This is a genomic window from Ruegeria sp. HKCCD6157, assembly GCF_013110685.1.
Classification (GTDB): Bacteria; Pseudomonadota; Alphaproteobacteria; order Rhodobacterales; family Rhodobacteraceae; genus Ruegeria.
Genome location: NZ_WVRB01000001.1, coordinates 1,557,205 through 1,572,236, shown reverse-complemented (window position 1 = coordinate 1,572,236; position 15,032 = coordinate 1,557,205). Strand labels below are relative to the sequence as shown.

Annotated in this window: 17 protein-coding genes; 15 read left to right on the top strand and 2 right to left on the bottom strand. The window is 58.9% G+C overall.

Features of this window, described 5'->3' with window-relative positions; all coding sequences use genetic code 11:
• Positions 1–7: 7 nt before the first annotated feature.
• From GS612_RS07555 to GS612_RS07515, 9 genes are all read left to right on the top strand, one after another.
• Positions 8–886, top strand: coding sequence for a lysophospholipid acyltransferase family protein (locus GS612_RS07555; RefSeq protein ID WP_171639555.1), 879 nt, complete (start codon positions 8–10; stop codon positions 884–886).
• An 8-nt stretch (positions 887–894) separates the two neighbouring features.
• Positions 895–1,704 (top strand): glutamate racemase, encoded by an 810-nt coding sequence (locus GS612_RS07550; protein ID WP_171168294.1) that lies wholly within the window; start codon positions 895–897, stop codon positions 1,702–1,704.
• 94 nt (positions 1,705–1,798) lie between these two features.
• On the top strand, positions 1,799–2,827 hold the full coding sequence (gene argC / locus GS612_RS07545) for an N-acetyl-gamma-glutamyl-phosphate reductase (protein ID WP_171639554.1): 1,029 nt from the start codon (positions 1,799–1,801) through the stop codon (positions 2,825–2,827).
• Between the two features lie 7 nt (positions 2,828–2,834).
• Positions 2,835–3,281, top strand: coding sequence for a cytochrome c maturation protein CcmE (gene ccmE, locus GS612_RS07540; RefSeq protein ID WP_152457886.1), 447 nt, complete (start codon positions 2,835–2,837; stop codon positions 3,279–3,281).
• Positions 3,282–3,399: 118 nt separating this feature from the next.
• On the top strand, positions 3,400–4,011 hold the full coding sequence (locus GS612_RS07535) for a holin-associated N-acetylmuramidase (protein ID WP_171362911.1): 612 nt from the start codon (positions 3,400–3,402) through the stop codon (positions 4,009–4,011).
• The gene (locus GS612_RS07530) at positions 4,002–4,580 is read left to right on the top strand and encodes a holin family protein (RefSeq protein ID WP_171639553.1); all 579 of its coding nucleotides are present in this window, start codon (positions 4,002–4,004) and stop codon (positions 4,578–4,580) included. Before GS612_RS07535 ends, GS612_RS07530 begins: the two co-directional genes overlap by 10 nt.
• 75 nt (positions 4,581–4,655) lie before the next feature.
• The gene (locus tag GS612_RS07525) at positions 4,656–6,620 is read left to right on the top strand and encodes a heme lyase CcmF/NrfE family subunit (RefSeq protein WP_171639552.1); all 1,965 of its coding nucleotides are present in this window, start codon (positions 4,656–4,658) and stop codon (positions 6,618–6,620) included.
• Complete coding sequence (locus GS612_RS07520) at positions 6,617–7,072, top strand: cytochrome c-type biogenesis protein (RefSeq protein WP_171639551.1); 456 nt, start codon at positions 6,617–6,619, stop codon at positions 7,070–7,072. Before GS612_RS07525 ends, GS612_RS07520 begins: the two co-directional genes overlap by 4 nt.
• A gap of 75 nt (positions 7,073–7,147) precedes the next feature.
• The gene (locus GS612_RS07515; protein ID WP_171639550.1) at positions 7,148–7,924 is read left to right on the top strand and encodes an enoyl-CoA hydratase-related protein; all 777 of its coding nucleotides are present in this window, start codon (positions 7,148–7,150) and stop codon (positions 7,922–7,924) included.
• Between the two features lie 11 nt (positions 7,925–7,935).
• On the opposite strand, the gene bmt is transcribed toward GS612_RS07515, so the two are convergent.
• On the bottom strand, positions 7,936–8,949 hold the full coding sequence (gene bmt / locus GS612_RS07510; RefSeq protein ID WP_171639549.1) for a betaine--homocysteine S-methyltransferase: 1,014 nt from the start codon (positions 8,947–8,949) through the stop codon (positions 7,936–7,938).
• Positions 8,950–9,070: 121 nt separating this feature from the next.
• Complete coding sequence (locus tag GS612_RS07505) at positions 9,071–9,388, bottom strand: DUF1476 domain-containing protein (protein WP_152457893.1); 318 nt, start codon at positions 9,386–9,388, stop codon at positions 9,071–9,073.
• A 187-nt stretch (positions 9,389–9,575) separates the two neighbouring features.
• Between GS612_RS07505 and purC the strand changes: the two genes are divergently transcribed.
• The 6 genes from purC to GS612_RS07475 all read left to right on the top strand — a co-directional run bounded on the left by purC (position 9,576) and on the right by GS612_RS07475 (position 15,025).
• Positions 9,576–10,331: a phosphoribosylaminoimidazolesuccinocarboxamide synthase gene (gene purC, locus GS612_RS07500; protein WP_117869044.1), complete on the top strand. Its 756-nt coding sequence runs from the start codon at positions 9,576–9,578 to the stop codon at positions 10,329–10,331.
• 139 nt (positions 10,332–10,470) lie between these two features.
• Positions 10,471–11,136: a MarC family protein gene (locus GS612_RS07495; RefSeq protein ID WP_171639548.1), complete on the top strand. Its 666-nt coding sequence runs from the start codon at positions 10,471–10,473 to the stop codon at positions 11,134–11,136.
• A gap of 115 nt (positions 11,137–11,251) precedes the next feature.
• The gene (gene purS / locus GS612_RS07490) at positions 11,252–11,482 is read left to right on the top strand and encodes a phosphoribosylformylglycinamidine synthase subunit PurS (protein WP_117872765.1); all 231 of its coding nucleotides are present in this window, start codon (positions 11,252–11,254) and stop codon (positions 11,480–11,482) included.
• A 4-nt stretch (positions 11,483–11,486) separates the two neighbouring features.
• Positions 11,487–12,530 carry a zinc-dependent alcohol dehydrogenase family protein gene (locus GS612_RS07485; RefSeq protein ID WP_171639547.1) on the top strand — a complete coding sequence of 348 codons (1,044 nt, stop codon included), beginning with the start codon at positions 11,487–11,489 and terminating at the stop codon, positions 12,528–12,530.
• Positions 12,531–12,541: 11 nt separating this feature from the next.
• On the top strand, positions 12,542–13,210 hold the full coding sequence (gene purQ, locus GS612_RS07480) for a phosphoribosylformylglycinamidine synthase subunit PurQ (RefSeq protein ID WP_171639546.1): 669 nt from the start codon (positions 12,542–12,544) through the stop codon (positions 13,208–13,210).
• Positions 13,211–13,342: 132 nt separating this feature from the next.
• Positions 13,343–15,025 carry an ATP-binding protein gene (locus tag GS612_RS07475; protein WP_371809329.1) on the top strand — a complete coding sequence of 561 codons (1,683 nt, stop codon included), beginning with the start codon at positions 13,343–13,345 and terminating at the stop codon, positions 15,023–15,025.
• Positions 15,026–15,032: the final 7 nt, after the last annotated feature.

The following is a 15,032-nucleotide window of genomic DNA, read 5'->3' as shown; positions in this document are numbered from 1 at the left end:
GCCCTTCATGTCTTCTCGTCGTCATGTCGTTCGTGACATCTCGTATGCGCATTCCGCCGAAACCAAGGGGGGGCGGTTGGTCATCAGGCTGATGGAGAACACCACGGGACGGTTGCGTCTGATCAAACGGGCCGACGGATACGAACAAGAAGTCGCAAAGGGTCGGGATTTCTGGTCGGTCATGGTCGATCGCTATGGATTGACCTTGGATGTCGTTGGTGGCGCACTAGCGAATATCCCCAAGGAAGGTCCGCTTATCCTGATTGCAAACCATCCATATGGAATTCTGGATGGGCTGATGATGGGGCATATATTGTCTCAGACCCGTGGTGATTTCCGAATTCTCGCAAATCGCGTTTTCCGCAAGGCCGAAGACCTGAACCGTATCGTTTTGCCTGTTTCGTTTGATGAAACCAAAGAAGCGGTGAAACTGAATCTGGATACGCGGAAGACCGCATTGAATTACCTTGGCGATGGCGGCGCGATCGGGATTTTCCCCGGGGGTACGGTCAGCACCGGCGTTAATCCGTTCGCGCATCCCATGGATCCGGGTTGGCGCGGTTTCACGGCCCGAATGGTGGCCAAGTCCAATGCCACCGTCGTTCCGGTGTTCTTCGATGGGCACACGTCACGTCTGTTTCAGATTGCTAGCCATATGCACAACACCCTTCGCATGGGGTTGCTGATCAAGGAATTCAAAAAACGTGTCGATAATCCGGTCAAAGTGGTGATTGGCACGCCTATCGGGCGCGACATTCTGGATCCGCTGGGCAAGGATACGCGCAAGATGATGGATTTCCTGCGCAAAGCGACGTATGAGCTGTCTCCGACACCGCTGAAGTCTTATGACTATGGCTATGAATTTGAGGAACGGCATCGCGCCTGAAGGGGCTAATGGCAGTAGGTATCTTTGATTCCGGATTGGGCGGTCTTACCGTCCTGAGCGCCGCGCAGACACGTCTGCCTGACGTTGATTTCCTGTATTACGCGGACAGCGCGCATGCCCCTTACGGTGTGCGCGATGCCGAGGACATCTATCAGCTGACCCGAAAGGCCGTGCAGGACCTTTGGGATCGCGGCTGCAACTTGGTGATTCTGGCCTGCAACACCGCCAGCGCGGCGGCGCTGCGTCGGATGCAGGAAGAGGGCGTGCCCGAAGGCAAACGTGTGCTTGGTGTCTTTGTTCCCTTGATCGAGGCCCTGACCGAACGGCAATGGGGCGACAATTCCCCACCACGCGAAGTGGCGGTCAAGCATGTCGCCTTGTTCGCCACGCCCGCCACTGTATCCAGCCGGGCCTTTCAGCGCGAGCTGGCGTTCCGGGCAATTGGCGTGGATGTCGAGGCGCAGGCATGTGGTGGCGTCGTGGATGCCATTGAAGACGGTGACATGATCCTGGCCGAGGCGCTGGTGCGCAGCCATGTGGAAGCGCTCAAGCGCAAGATGCCTGAACCGCAGGCCGCCATACTGGGCTGTACGCATTACCCGCTTATGGCTGACGTGTTTCAGGCGGCCTTGGGACCTGATGTTCAGGTCTACAGCCAGGGGGAGCTGGTTGCCGAAAGCCTTGCGGATTATCTGCATCGCCACCCCAACATGCTGGGTAACGGCCCGGGAGGGTTCCTGACGACGGGGAAACCCAATGTGGTGAGCGATCGGGCGACACAGTTCCTCCGACGACAAATCACATTCGAGGCCGCCTGACTTCGGTCAAGGACGCGGCAGCTCTGCTTTCATTATTTCAAGACCGTCGCATCGGCGGTCGTAACATGTGACACACGTTGAGAAGAGGTCTGACATGACCCATAAAATCGCAATTCTTGGCGCCTCGGGCTATACCGGTGCGGAACTGGTGCGGCTGATCGCCGAACACCCCAACATGGAAATCGTCGCGCTGGCCGCCGAACGTAAGGCGGGGATGACCATGGCGCAGGTTTTCCCGCATCTGCGCCACATGGACCTGCCGGATCTTTGCAAGATTTCCGAGATCGATTTTTCCCGGATCGATCTGTGCTTTTGTGCCCTTCCGCACAAGACCAGCCAGGAAGTGATCAGTGCGCTGCCCAAGGATCTGAAGATCATCGATCTGTCTGCTGACTTCCGGCTGACTGACCCGGATGAATATGAAAAGTGGTACGGAAACCCGCATACCGCGCTCGAGCAGCAGGAAGAGGCCGTTTATGGCCTGACCGAGTTCTATCGCGACGAAATCCGGGGCGCGCGGCTGGTGGCGGGCACAGGGTGCAACGCGGCAACCGGTCAATACGTTCTGAGGCCGCTTGTTTCTGCCGGGGTGATTGATCTGGACGATATCGTGCTGGATCTGAAATGTGCTGTATCCGGGGCAGGGCGGTCGCTGAAGGAAAACCTGCTGCACGCCGAACTGAGCGAGGGCACCAACGCCTATGCCGTCGGCGGGACCCACAGGCATCTGGGCGAGTTCGATCAGGAGTTTTCCAAGCTGGCCGGTCGTTCGGTTCATGTGCAGTTCACTCCGCACCTGATCCCTGCAAACCGGGGCATTCTGGCCACGACCTACGTGAAAGGTGACCCGAATAGCATCTATGAAACGCTTGCAAAGGCCTACGCGGATGAGCCTTTCATTCAGATGCTGCGGATGGGCGAGACACCGTCGACTCACCACGTGCGCGGGTCCAACTTCTGTCATATCGGAGTTGTGGCAGATCGGATCGAACGGCGCGCGATCGTGATCGCGGCGCTGGATAACCTGACAAAAGGTAGCAGTGGCCAAGCCTTGCAGAACGCCAATCTGATGTTAGGTGAGACTGAAACCCGGGGCCTGATGATGGCACCGTTATTTCCGTGAGGACGGTATGAAAACGCTCAAGAAACGTCGCCGAGTACAAGTCATTCTGGTAGCTGTCGTTGCCTTGGTGGCATCGACGGCGTTGATTGGCTATGCCATGCGCGACGGGATCAACTTTTTCCGCTCGCCAAGCCAGGTGATTGCCGAACCACCCAAGCCGACCGAGGTCTTTCGGATTGGCGGCCTGGTCGAAGAAGGTTCAATCATCCGTGGGCAGGGCGAAACCGTACATTTTGTCGTCACCGACGGCGGCGAAAGCGTCAAGGTTTCTTTCACCGGGGTTCTGCCTGATCTGTTTTCGGAAAATCAGGGCATGGTCGGCACCGGACGTTACGTGAACGGTGTGTTCGAAGCCACTGAAATTCTTGCCAAACATGACGAAACCTATATGCCAAAAGAAGTCATGGACGCGTTGAAAGAGCAGGGCGTGTATAAAGGGGCTGAAGAAAGCTGATCTGACCGATATTCGTGTTGAGGGCGTTGCGCGCGGGATGCGGGCAGCGCCCTTGGTCGTTCAGGCTTGTTAATTCTTTTTCGGGATCGTCAGCGCCATTCAACGAAATGAGGGCGCTATGCAAACGGTTCGGCAGATTGCCAGTGAAATTGTGCGCCGGGAAGGCGGGTACGTGAATGACCCGGACGATCCGGGCGGGGCAACCAAGTTCGGTGTCACGATCCACACGATGCGCCGGCTTGGATTGGACCTGACCGGGGATGGGCTGGTTGACGTGGCGGATGTCCGGGCGCTTACTCAGCGCGAGGCGGTCGATATCTTTGTTCAGCACTACTTTGAAAAGCCACGCATCGCGCTGTTGCCGGATGTTCTGCATGCCCCTGTCTTCGACATGTACGTCAATGCCGGTGCGCAAGCAGTAATAATCCTGCAACGGCTTTTGCGTGATATGGGGTTTGACGTGGTGGCAGATGGCGTGATCGGCGCGCAAACGGCGCAGGCGTGCGAAGACGCGGCCCAACCAGATCCCAACGCGTTGCGCGATGCGTATGGCGTGGCGCGGCGGAACTATTACTTTCGGCTGGCCGACAAACGCCCGGCATCCAGAAAATACGCGCGCACCCGGTCCGGTGGCAAAGGAGGCTGGATCAAACGGGCCGAAGAGTTTCTGTCGCCACGCTATCGTCTGACGGAAAGTGAATTCAAGGAAAGGGTTGCGGCATGGGGTTGATCTCGGGGGTATTGGCGCTGTTGTTCGGGGGCGGTCGCAACGCTGTGCGTGAGACGGTTGAAATATACCGGGAAAACGCCGAGTCCCGTGCCGAGCGCGCGACAGAGTTGCAAAGTCAGGCAATGACGCAGTTCGGCCGAGAGTTCGTGGTTCCTCAAAAAGGCCTGTTCGACCGCGTCATGGATGGCGTGAACCGGTTGCCGCGCCCGGCGTTGGCACTAGGAACGCTGGGATTGTTTGTTGCCGCGATGGTGGATCCGCTGTGGTTCGCTGAACGCATGCAGGGCATTGCGTTGGTGCCGGAACCTCTTTGGTGGTTGCTGGGCGTGATTGTCTCTTTTTATTTTGGCGCGCGCCATCAGAGCAAAATGCAGGATTTTCAGCGGGATATAGGCGCAGCCATGCAGCGCCTGCCGACGGTCATGGGGAACATAGAAACGGTGCGGGCCATGCGCAGCGACAGCCCGGGCGTCGCCGACCCAGGCCCTGATGCCAACCTGATACAGAACGCCTCGCGTCCTGATGCGAATCCAGCATTGACCGATTGGCGCAAGCTTCGGGGGCTTTGACCCGCGACACTATGTGCCCCCGGATCATGCGAAAGTTAATGGCTCCCGGTTCGGCCTCGCAGTATATTCCGGGGCATGATTACAGAGCTTGGCCACTTCGCCCTCATTCTCGCCTTTTTCGTCGCCATCGTGCAAAGCGTGGTGCCTCTGATCGGTGCGTCAAAAAACTGGACCGGCTGGATGGCTTTTGCCGAGCCTGCTGCCATCGTCCAGTTTCTGCTGACTGCATTTTCCTTCGGTGCGCTGATCTGGGCATTCATCGTGTCGGACTTTTCGCTGCGGATCGTGGTCGAAAACAGTCATTCGGCCAAGCCGATGATCTACAAGATCAGCGGGACGTGGGGAAACCACGAAGGATCGATGCTGCTCTGGGTGCTGATTGTCACGCTGTTCGGAGCGATGGCGGCGTTCTTTGGGGGCGGGTTGCCCCCAAGCCTGAAGGCGCGTGTGCTTGCGGTACAATCTGCCATTGCCGTGGCGTTTTTTGCTTTCATTCTGTTTACCTCGAACCCGTTTGACCGGCTGGCAATTGCGCCGTTTGACGGGCGGGATCTGAACCCGCTGTTGCAGGATCCCGGTTTGGCCTTCCATCCGCCATTTCTGTATCTTGGCTATGTGGGGCTGAGCATGGCGTTCAGTTTTGCCATCGCCGCGCTGATCGAAGGGCGTATCGATGCGGCGTGGGGCCGCTGGGTTCGCCCATGGACGCTGGCGGCCTGGGTGTTTTTGACAATCGGCATCGCGCTGGGGTCCTGGTGGGCCTATTACGAGCTGGGCTGGGGCGGTTTCTGGTTCTGGGATCCGGTTGAGAACGCTTCATTCATGCCGTGGCTCCTGGCGGCAGCGCTGCTGCATTCGGCAATCGTTGTTGAAAAGCGCGAGGCGCTGAAAAGCTGGACCATCCTGCTGGCAATCATTGCCTTCGGGTTTTCGCTGATCGGAACATTCATCGTACGTTCGGGGTTGCTGACCTCGGTTCACGCCTTTGCCAATGACCCGGAACGCGGGGTGTTCATCCTGTTCATTCTGGTGGTTTTCATCGGCGGGGCGCTGACTTTGTTTGCCGCGCGGGCGCAGGCGATGGAGGCCAAGGGTGTTTTCGGCATGGTCAGCCGCGAAAGCGCGCTGATCGTAAACAACGTCCTGCTGGCGGTCAGTTGTTTCGTGGTCTTTGTCGGAACCATGTGGCCGATGGTGGCCGAGATGATGTTTGATCGCAAACTCTCGGTCGGGGCGCCGTTTTTCAACGCTGCATTCTCCCCATTCATGGTTTTGCTGGGATTGATCCTTCCCATCGGGGCCATGTTGCCGTGGAAACGCGGGCGGATTGGAAAAACGGCCTGGTCGCTGCGCTATGCCTTTGGTCTGGCCCTGGCGATTGCCCTGCTGGTTTGGGCGATGCAGACCGGCCGCAGCGCTTTGGGGCCGGTGGGTCTGTTCCTTGGGGCTTGGATTACATTTGGCGCCATCGTTGATTTGTGGAGCCGTACGGGGCGCAAGGGCAGCCTGAAACGCTTGTTCCGCCTGCCCGGTGCGGATTGGGGTAAAGCCGTCGCTCATACCGGGCTGGGTGTTACCATCTTTGCCATTGCAGGCCTGACTGCATGGGAGGACGAGGATATTCGCGTCGCCCAACCCAACCAACCTTTCGAAGTGGGACAGTTCACGCTGACGCTGCAAGATGTCCGTCGGGTCGAGGGGCCGAACTATTTTTCGACCACGGCGGATGTTCTGGTTGAAAAGAATGGTCGTCCGATCGGGACATTGCACCCGGAAAAACGGGACTACCCCGTTGCGCGGATGCCCACGACCGAAGCGGCGATCGATTATCGTTTCCTCGGGGACCTTTACGTCGTGATCGGCGATCAACAGGCAGATGGTGGCTGGGTGATGCGAACCTATATCAAGCCGCTTGCAAACTGGATCTGGGGCGGCTGTATCCTGATGGCGCTTGGCGGTGTTCTGAGCCTGTGTGACAGGCGCTTCCGTGTGGCCGCAGGCGCAAGAAAAACCCCGGTCGGCGGAGTACCTGCGGAATGAAACGCCTTGTTCTGATTGTGATGATGCTCGCAACACCCGTCTTTGCGGTGCAGCCTGACGAGGTTCTGGATGACCCGGTACTGGAACAGCGGGCGCGGGATCTCAGCGCCGGACTGCGTTGTCTTGTATGCCGCAATGAGAGCATCGACGAAAGCAACGCGGATCTCGCGCGCGATCTGCGCGTGTTGTTGCGGGAACGGTTGGTGGCTGGGGATACGGACGAACAGGCGATCGCGTTTATCGTTGATCGGTATGGCGAATACGTACTTCTGAAACCGACTGCCAGCGGCTCGAACCTGTTGTTGTGGCTGGCCGGGCCAATCATGCTGTTGATCGCTGCCGCGGTTGGGTGGAACTTTCTCCGTACCCGGGCCAAGGCCCGTGCTTCGGTGGACTCTGCCGCGTTGAGTGAGGACGAAAAAGAACGTCTGCGTCAAATTCTTGAAGACTGACGCGTGGTTCTGCTTTTCCCGTGCCGTCCGGGCCAGTAAGTGTGCAAAAACACATGGCGCGACGGGAGGGTTTTCATGAATTACGAAACGGTTGCTCTGGAGATTGCAGACGGTCTGGCGGTTCTGACGCTGAACAGACCGGACAAGATGAACGCGCTGACCACCCAGATGCGGGCAGAGATTACGCACGCCATGAAGGATGCAGCGGTCAAAGCGCGCTGTGTCGTCATCACCGGTTCGGGCCCTGCGTTTTGTTCCGGGCAGGATCTGGGCGATGCGTCTTCGACCGGCAAGATCGATCTGGAACGGTCGCTGCGCGATGAATACGAACCGATGCTGGAGACGATCCACAATTGCCCGGTGCCCACGATTGCCGCGGTGAACGGACCGGCGGCCGGGGCAGGCGCGAACCTTGCCCTTTGTGCAGATGTGGTGATTGCCGCCGAAAGCGCCTATTTCCTACAGGCATTTGCCCGTATCGGTCTGCTTCCCGATGCTGGGGGAACATGGTTCATGCCCCGTCAGATGGGGTTGGCCAAAGCAATGGGCGCGGCCTTGTTTGCCGACAAGATCACGGCAAAGCAGGCGGATGAATGGGGCATGATCTGGGAAGCCGTGCCGGATGACGCTTTCGCCGATCATTGGCGCAAGAGGGCAGAGTATCTGGCAAAGGGCCCCACGGCCGCCTATGGCGCGATCAAGCAAGCCATTCGCGGAACGTATGAAAACACTCTGCAACAGCAGCTTGCGACCGAGGCGCACCTGCAAGGCGAATGTGGCCGCTCGAGGGATTTTGCCGAAGGTGTCGTGGCCTTCATGGAAAAACGCCCTCCGAAATTCGAAGGGCGCTGATCAGGCTGGCATCATGCGCGGCGGCGGCGGCGTGTGCGGCGTTCCGGCGCCGCATCGTCATCCGTCCCGTCCGAGGCGGATGTGAACGGACCCAGCGCATCAGTGATCTGATCGAGTGTCGGGCGTTCGCCACGAGGCGTGGTATCCAGCGCCTCACGCATCTTGCGCAGGTGGTCGGGCATGGTTCCGCAGCACCCGCCAATGATGGTCGCGCCCGCATCCCGCGCCATGCCGGCATACTGCCCCATCAGTTCGGGCGTGCCGTCATAATGGATGTGACCATCCACGTATTTCGGAATGCCTGCATTGCCCTTCGAAATCAGCGGGCGCTCAGTCCCTTGCGCTGCAAAGCCAAGCACCGTGCGCAGAATGTCGGACGCGCCGGTGCCGCAATTGGCACCGAAAGCGATGGGGGGATTCGGCAGAGTTTCGACCAGCTGGGCCAGATCGGCCGAGGTGACACCCATCATCGTGCGTCCGGCCGTGTCAAAGCTCATTGTGCCGCACCAGGGCATGTCGGTCAGGGCAAAGGCTTCGGCGGCGGCGCGAAACTCTTCGGGGGCGCTGATGGTTTCCACCCACAGAACATCCACCCCACCTTCCTTCAGCGCTTCCGCCTGTTCGTGGAACATTTCCACGGCTTCCGCGTGCGACAGGCTGCCGACCGGCTCCATGATTTCACCAGTCGGGCCGACCGATCCTGCAACGACGACAGGTCGTCCGGCCTTGTCGGCGATTTCGCGCCCCAGCTCGGCGCCGATGCGGTTCAGCTCGGCCACGCGGTTGTGCGCGTCATGCAGTTTCAGCCGTGCCGCTGTGCCGCCGAACGTGTTGGTCAGGAACAGGTCGCTGCCTGCATCAACCGACCCCTGATACAGAGCCCGGATCTTGTCCGGGGCATCCACGTTCCAGAGCTCGGGAGCGTCACCAGATTGCAGGCCCATGTTGAACAGATTCGTTCCCGTGGCACCATCGGCCAGAATGGCGTCATTGGATTCCAGAAGCTTGCTCAGCGTGTTTGTCATAGGGTTGTTCCAGGAAAAGGCGCAAAACGCCGTTAAAAAAAGAGACGCCCCGTGTCTCATGACCAAGGCGTCAAATCAAATTCATAAAACTCATGAAGATCATGAGTCGGACGCAGAAGGCTCAGTTGGTCTCGCTCAGGACCTGTGCCTTGGCTTCCGGCAGAAGCTCGGCCATTTTTGCGCGGATTTCCTCGTCCGAGGACAGGTTGCCCAGATCGCCTGACACCTTGCGAACGACATCTTCGTGCCCGGCTTCCTCGAAGTCGGAAATCACGACCGTCTTTGCATATTCTTCGGCGTCGGCACCGGATTTACCCAGTTTTTCAGCAGCCCACAGACCCAAAAGCTTGTTGCAGCGGGCTTGTGCTTTGAATTGCATCTCTTCATCATGGGCAAACTTGGCTTCAAAGGCGTTTTCGCGTTCGTCGAACGTCGTCATAGGGCAAGGACCTCTTGGGTTATGTCTTCTTTCCTGATGATATGACTATACGACGTCCCATGCGCAAGGGATTTGCGCTGCGTCAAAGCCTCTCGGGTACATGAACTTGCGGGAAATGGGTGCTTGGACTATGAGGACGCCAACGTGAGGGGACTCAATCCCTCTGTGCAGAGTGGAAAGGTCGCTTATGGCGCGTCGCAAGAAAATCTATGAAGGCAAGGCCAAGATTCTGTACGAAGGCCCCGAACCGGGCACCATCGTCCAGTATTTCAAGGATGACGCCACCGCCTTCAACGCGGAAAAGAAGGACGTGATCGACGGCAAGGGTGTGCTCAACAACCGTCTGTCGGAATTCTTCATGACCGGCCTGACCCAGATCGGCATTCCGAACCACTTCATTCGCCGCCTGAACATGCGTGAACAGCTGGTTCGCAACTGCGAAATCGTTCCGCTGGAAGTGATCGTGCGCAACTATGCCGCCGGATCGATGTCCAAGCGCCTGGGCATTGCAGAGGGCACGCAACTGCCGCGCCCGATCGTCGAGTACTGCTACAAGGACGATTCGCTGGGTGATCCGCTGGTCACCGAAGAACATATCGCCGCGTTCGGCTGGGCCAGCCAGCAGGACATGGACGATATCCTCAGCCTTGCCTTGCGCGTGAACGATTTCATGAGCGGTGTGATGCTGGCGGTGGGCATTCGTCTGGTCGACTTCAAGATCGAGATCGGCCGCGTGTTTGAAGGCGATTATCAGCGCCTGATCGTTGCTGACGAGATCAGCCCGGACAGCTGCCGCCTGTGGGATATCGAAACCGGTCAGAAACTGGACAAGGACGTGTTCCGCCGTGATTTGGGCAGTTTGACCGACGCCTATTCCGAAGTTGCACGCCGACTGGGTGTCCTGCCCAGCAACAATGTCACCAAACCGACGTTGATCAACTAGCAACGGCCGGATCAGAAACTAGCCAAAGCGCCGCAACCGTGTTTGCGGCGCTTTTTCGTTGGCGGTTGAAATTGACAGTTTCTCGTTTCCCCAGCATGTTTGCCTCGGACAGGCACAAGAGGGTCAGGGTGGGTGTCAAATGGCGGAACTGTTTGATCAGACAGTATTTCTGAAGTTTCTGGCCGCCGTGCTTGCAATCTTCAATCCGCTTTACAACATCCCGATTTTTCTGAGCATGACCAAGAATTGCACTGCGGCAGAACGGCGGCATGTTGCGGTTGTTGTCATGATCTCGGTTACCGTCATTGCGCTGACTGCTGTCGTGATCGGGGAAGAGGTGCTTGGGGTTTTTGGCATTGATGTGCCGGCTTTCCGGATTGCCGGAGGGATCATCATCTTCGGAATCGGGATGTCGATGTTGAACGCCGAGGGCCGGCCGCCGGGCGATCAGGCCGCGATGGACGACGGGCACGAGCGGAAACTGAATTTTGCCGTCGTACCGCTGGCCATACCTTTGACCATAGGGCCGGGCACGATTGCCATCACGATCGTTTTTTCGCACCAACTGTCGAACGGCGCCGAAATCGTGACGCTGGGTTCGGCGATCCTGATTGCCTGCGCGATCGTGGGGCTGGGATTGTTGTTCGCGGATCAGATCTCGCGCCTGCTGGGTGAGACAATGATCAACGTCCTGACCCGGATCATGGCCATCCTGCTGGTCGCCGTCGCGGTCGAGATGGTTCTGACTGGCACGTTCCATGCGATTGACGCGCATTATCCGGGATTGGCCAAAGAAGTCGGATAGTTGGATTGCTGCGGCAAACTGCTTTGCAAACAGGGTTGTCGAAAGCCATTTGGCGCGCTATCCCCCGCGCAACGAAATGGGCCTCGGATTGCGGCCCGCAGGTGGAGTTGCCAAAATGAAAGCACGGGTTCATGTGATGCTCAAGAACGGGGTGCTGGACCCGCAGGGCGAAGCGGTTCGGCACGCATTGGGCGCAATGGGCTTTGATCAGGTCGAAGGTGTGCGTCAGGGCAAGGTGATCGACCTTGAACTGGCCGACGGCGCGACCGAAGCAGATGTGACCGAGATGTGCGAAAAGCTTTTGGCCAACACTGTTATCGAACGCTACGAGATCGAACTGGTTTGATGGAATGCGGGCCGCGCGTCTGATCACCTACCGTCAGCCGCTTGAGGTAACGACGATCCCGGATCCCGCACCCGCGGAAGACGGCGTGGTCGTGCGGGTGCTGGCCTGCGGCGTGTGCCGGTCTGACTGGCACGCGTGGTCTGGTTCGGACCCGGACGTCATCCTGCCCATGACGCCAGGGCACGAGTATTGCGGCGAGGTGGTTTCCGTCGGCGCGCGCGTCACCCGGTGGCGTGTCGGGGATCGGGTGATTGCGCCTTTCATTCTGGCCTGTGGCCGGTGTCCGGATTGTGCGCAGGGTCATCAGACGATCTGCGCGGATCAGGTTGTGCCGGGGTTCACCTGTGACGGCGCTTTTGCGGAATATGTCGCGGTGGCCCATGCTGACGCGAACCTGACATCCTTGCCGGACAGCATCGCGCCGGACATCGCGGCCGCTTTGGGATGCCGCGTGACGACGTCGTGGCAGGCATTGGTCGGTCGGGCACAGGTTCAGGGTGGTGATTGGATTGCCGTCTTCGGCGGCGGCGGTGTCGGAATATCCACTTTGCTGCTGGGCAAGGCGCTTGGCGCACGTGTGGTAATTGTCGACATCACGGATGACAAACTGAACTATGCCAAGGCTCTGGGCGCTGACGCGGTGGTCAATGCGGCAACCTGCGATGCGCCCCAGGCGGTGAAGTATATCACCGGTGGCGGTGCCCACGTCGCGATCGAGGCTCTTGGCGTCGAAGCTACGACCGTTTCCGCGATGCGTTCCCTGCGCAAAATGGGGCGCATGGTGCAGATCGGGATGCCTGCTGGAGATCACACCCAGATGGCGTTGCCGATGGATGTGCTTTACTCTGGCCAGCTTTCCGTCTTTGGCACACGCGGAATGCCAAGCTGGCGCTATCCGTCTTTGTTGTCGCTGATCGCGGGCGGTGGAATTGACCTGAGCCCGTTGGTCACGCGAAAAATATCTCTCAACCAGGTGAGCGCCGAGCTTGCCGCCTTTGACGATCCAACCCCTCCGGGTGTTGCGGTCGTCACCGATTTTGTCTCGTAGGAGGGCCCGCCATGCGCGCAGCCGTAATCGTTTTCCCCGGATCAAACTGTGACCGAGACCTCGCGGTCGCCTTTGAGCAGGCCGGTTTTCAGGTCGACATGGTTTGGCACAAAGATGCGGCGCTGCCGGAAGGTGTCGATATCGTGGGCGTTCCGGGCGGGTTTTCTTACGGTGACTATCTGCGGTGCGGTGCAATCGCTGCGCAGTCGCCGATTTGCAAGGCCGTGGTCAACCACACCGAACGCGGCGGCTATGCGGTCGGGATCTGCAACGGATTTCAGGTTCTAACGGAAACAGGTATCCTGCCGGGGGCGCTGCTGCGCAATGCCGGGCTGAAATACATCTGCAAGACTGTGGGCCTGAAAGTTGAAACCAGCGATAGCGTCTTTACCGGTGGCTACAACGCAGGCGACGTGATCGGTATTCCGATCGCGCATCACGACGGCAACTATTTCGCGGATGACGCAACGCTGGCGGCGTTGAGAGATCAGGACAGGATCGCATTCACCTATACCGAGAACCCCAACGGCTCGGTCGGTGATATCGCGGGGATCCTTTCCGAAAACCGTCGTGTTCTGGGTATGATGCCGCATCCCGAGCGTGCGGCCGATCAAGGGCATGGCGGTACCGACGGGGCGGCGCTGTTCCGCGCATTGTCAGGTGTGTTTGAAGCGGCGTGACTTGAGGTCACGCGCGCCCGCGCGTAACGTCTGATCATGAACTCGGACGTGCGATCAGGCTGGTCAAAGCTGCTGAAACCGTTTCGCGGCGCCCCGTTGGGGTGGCGGCTGCGGCTGGCTGTACTTGTTCTGATGGTGGCAACAATCGCAACGGTTTGGACCACCAATCGCTTGTTGACCGACAGGTTCACCGAATCCACCCGCAACCGGGCCGAGCTGCGCCTTGCGCTGTATTCCGGCAATTTGCTGAGCGAACTGCGCCGCAACTCGATTGTGCCCCAGTTGCTGGCGCGGGACCCGACACTGATTTCGGCGCTGCAATCCAGGGACTATTCGTTATCGACGCAGCGTTTGATTTCGTTCGTGGAGGAGATCGGTGCGGCGTCGTTGATGCTGTTGGATGGTGACGGGCGCACGGTTGCGGCGACGGATCGGAACAGGCTGGGCGAGGCGCACAGGAATATTCCGTATTTTGTGGACGCGATCCGGTCAAATGCGACGATCTTTTCCGTTATTCCCAAGGAATCCGGCGGATACAGCTTTGTCTATTCCCGCCGGCTTGAAAACAGCGCGGAAATACTGGGCGTTATCGTTGTCGAAGTTGATCTGCAAAAGTTTGAACAGGCATGGGCCGGCATTTCGGATGCGGTGATGGTCACTGACAGCACCGGAACCATCATTCTGTCCACCGAACCGCGCTGGCGGGGTCTGGATGAGGGGGCGGCCCTGCTGCGTCAACCGCCGCAAGGGGCGATCCAGCGGGCCATTCGGGCGACGACCGATTGGACCGCTTTGCCACCTGACGCCTACCTGCAAGGCGAGGCCGTGATGCGTCTGGAAACGCGCATCCCGTTCCGCGGCTGGCAAATGACATCATTCACGACCTATGCCTCGATCCGCGAGAAAGTGAACAGCGTTCTGGCGCTCGAGATCATGGGCTTTGCGATTCTTCTGGCGCTGGCGTTCTACGCGCTGAGCCGACGCGCGACGCTGCGCATGACCCTGTTTCAGCGCGAGTCGGCAGAGCTTCGCGCATTGAACGCCAGGCTACAGCGGGAAATCGCTGAACGCGAACGGGTTGAAAAGACGTTGGATTTGGCCGAACAGACCCTTGCTCAAAGCTCGAAACTTGCAGCTCTGGGTGAGATGTCAGCGGCGGTCAGTCACGAGCTGAATCAACCACTGGCTGCAATGAAAACCTATCTGGCCGGCGCCCGTCTGCTGTTGCGTCGAAACCGACCGGAAGAAGCGCTGGCAAGTTTCGGTCGCATCGATGGCCTGATCGAGCGGATGGGCGCGATTACGCGGCAGCTCAAATCCTATGCACGCAAGGGGGCGGATGCGTTTTCACCTGTAAATCTTGGCGAAGCGCTGGCCTCGGCCTTGTCGATGATGGAACCGCAGTTGCGTCAGCGCCATGTAAAGATCACCCAAATCCTGCCGGAAGAACCGGTGGTGGTGATGGGGGATCGGATGCGGATCGAGCAGGTGATGGTCAACCTCTTGCGCAATGCGCTGGACGCCACCAAATCAGTGGCAGAGCCGGATGTGGAAATAATCTTGGCGGCGGGTGACACGGCTGTACTGACGGTACGCGACAACGGGCATGGGATCGAGGATATCGAGAACCTGTTCGAGCCGTTCTACACCACCAAACAGCCCGGAGACGGGGTGGGCTTGGGGCTTGCCATCTCGTCGGGGATCGTGAACGACCATGGGGGACGGCTGACTGCGCGCAACGGCCAATACGGTGGCGCGGTGTTTGAAATGCAGTTGCCAGCACTGGGAAGCGACGGCCTTGAGGCCGCGGAATAACGAGGAA

Coding starts and splice junctions, on each gene's coding strand:
- argC (WP_171639554.1), top strand. CDS start 1,799: ATGACCCATAAAATCGCAATTCTTGGCGCCTCGGGCTATACCGGTGCG.
- GS612_RS07505 (WP_152457893.1), bottom strand. CDS start 9,388: ATGACGACGTTCGACGAACGCGAAAACGCCTTTGAAGCCAAGTTTGCC.
- ccmE (WP_152457886.1), top strand. CDS start 2,835: ATGAAAACGCTCAAGAAACGTCGCCGAGTACAAGTCATTCTGGTAGCT.
- GS612_RS07550 (WP_171168294.1), top strand. CDS start 895: ATGGCAGTAGGTATCTTTGATTCCGGATTGGGCGGTCTTACCGTCCTG.
- GS612_RS07515 (WP_171639550.1), top strand. CDS start 7,148: ATGAATTACGAAACGGTTGCTCTGGAGATTGCAGACGGTCTGGCGGTT.
- GS612_RS07475 (WP_371809329.1), top strand. CDS start 13,343: ATGGTGGCAACAATCGCAACGGTTTGGACCACCAATCGCTTGTTGACC.
- GS612_RS07495 (WP_171639548.1), top strand. CDS start 10,471: ATGGCGGAACTGTTTGATCAGACAGTATTTCTGAAGTTTCTGGCCGCC.
- purQ (WP_171639546.1), top strand. CDS start 12,542: ATGCGCGCAGCCGTAATCGTTTTCCCCGGATCAAACTGTGACCGAGAC.
- GS612_RS07525 (WP_171639552.1), top strand. CDS start 4,656: ATGATTACAGAGCTTGGCCACTTCGCCCTCATTCTCGCCTTTTTCGTC.
- GS612_RS07520 (WP_171639551.1), top strand. CDS start 6,617: ATGAAACGCCTTGTTCTGATTGTGATGATGCTCGCAACACCCGTCTTT.
- bmt (WP_171639549.1), bottom strand. CDS start 8,949: ATGACAAACACGCTGAGCAAGCTTCTGGAATCCAATGACGCCATTCTG.
- GS612_RS07535 (WP_171362911.1), top strand. CDS start 3,400: ATGCAAACGGTTCGGCAGATTGCCAGTGAAATTGTGCGCCGGGAAGGC.
- purC (WP_117869044.1), top strand. CDS start 9,576: ATGGCGCGTCGCAAGAAAATCTATGAAGGCAAGGCCAAGATTCTGTAC.
- GS612_RS07530 (WP_171639553.1), top strand. CDS start 4,002: ATGGGGTTGATCTCGGGGGTATTGGCGCTGTTGTTCGGGGGCGGTCGC.
- GS612_RS07555 (WP_171639555.1), top strand. CDS start 8: ATGTCTTCTCGTCGTCATGTCGTTCGTGACATCTCGTATGCGCATTCC.
- purS (WP_117872765.1), top strand. CDS start 11,252: ATGAAAGCACGGGTTCATGTGATGCTCAAGAACGGGGTGCTGGACCCG.
- GS612_RS07485 (WP_171639547.1), top strand. CDS start 11,487: ATGCGGGCCGCGCGTCTGATCACCTACCGTCAGCCGCTTGAGGTAACG.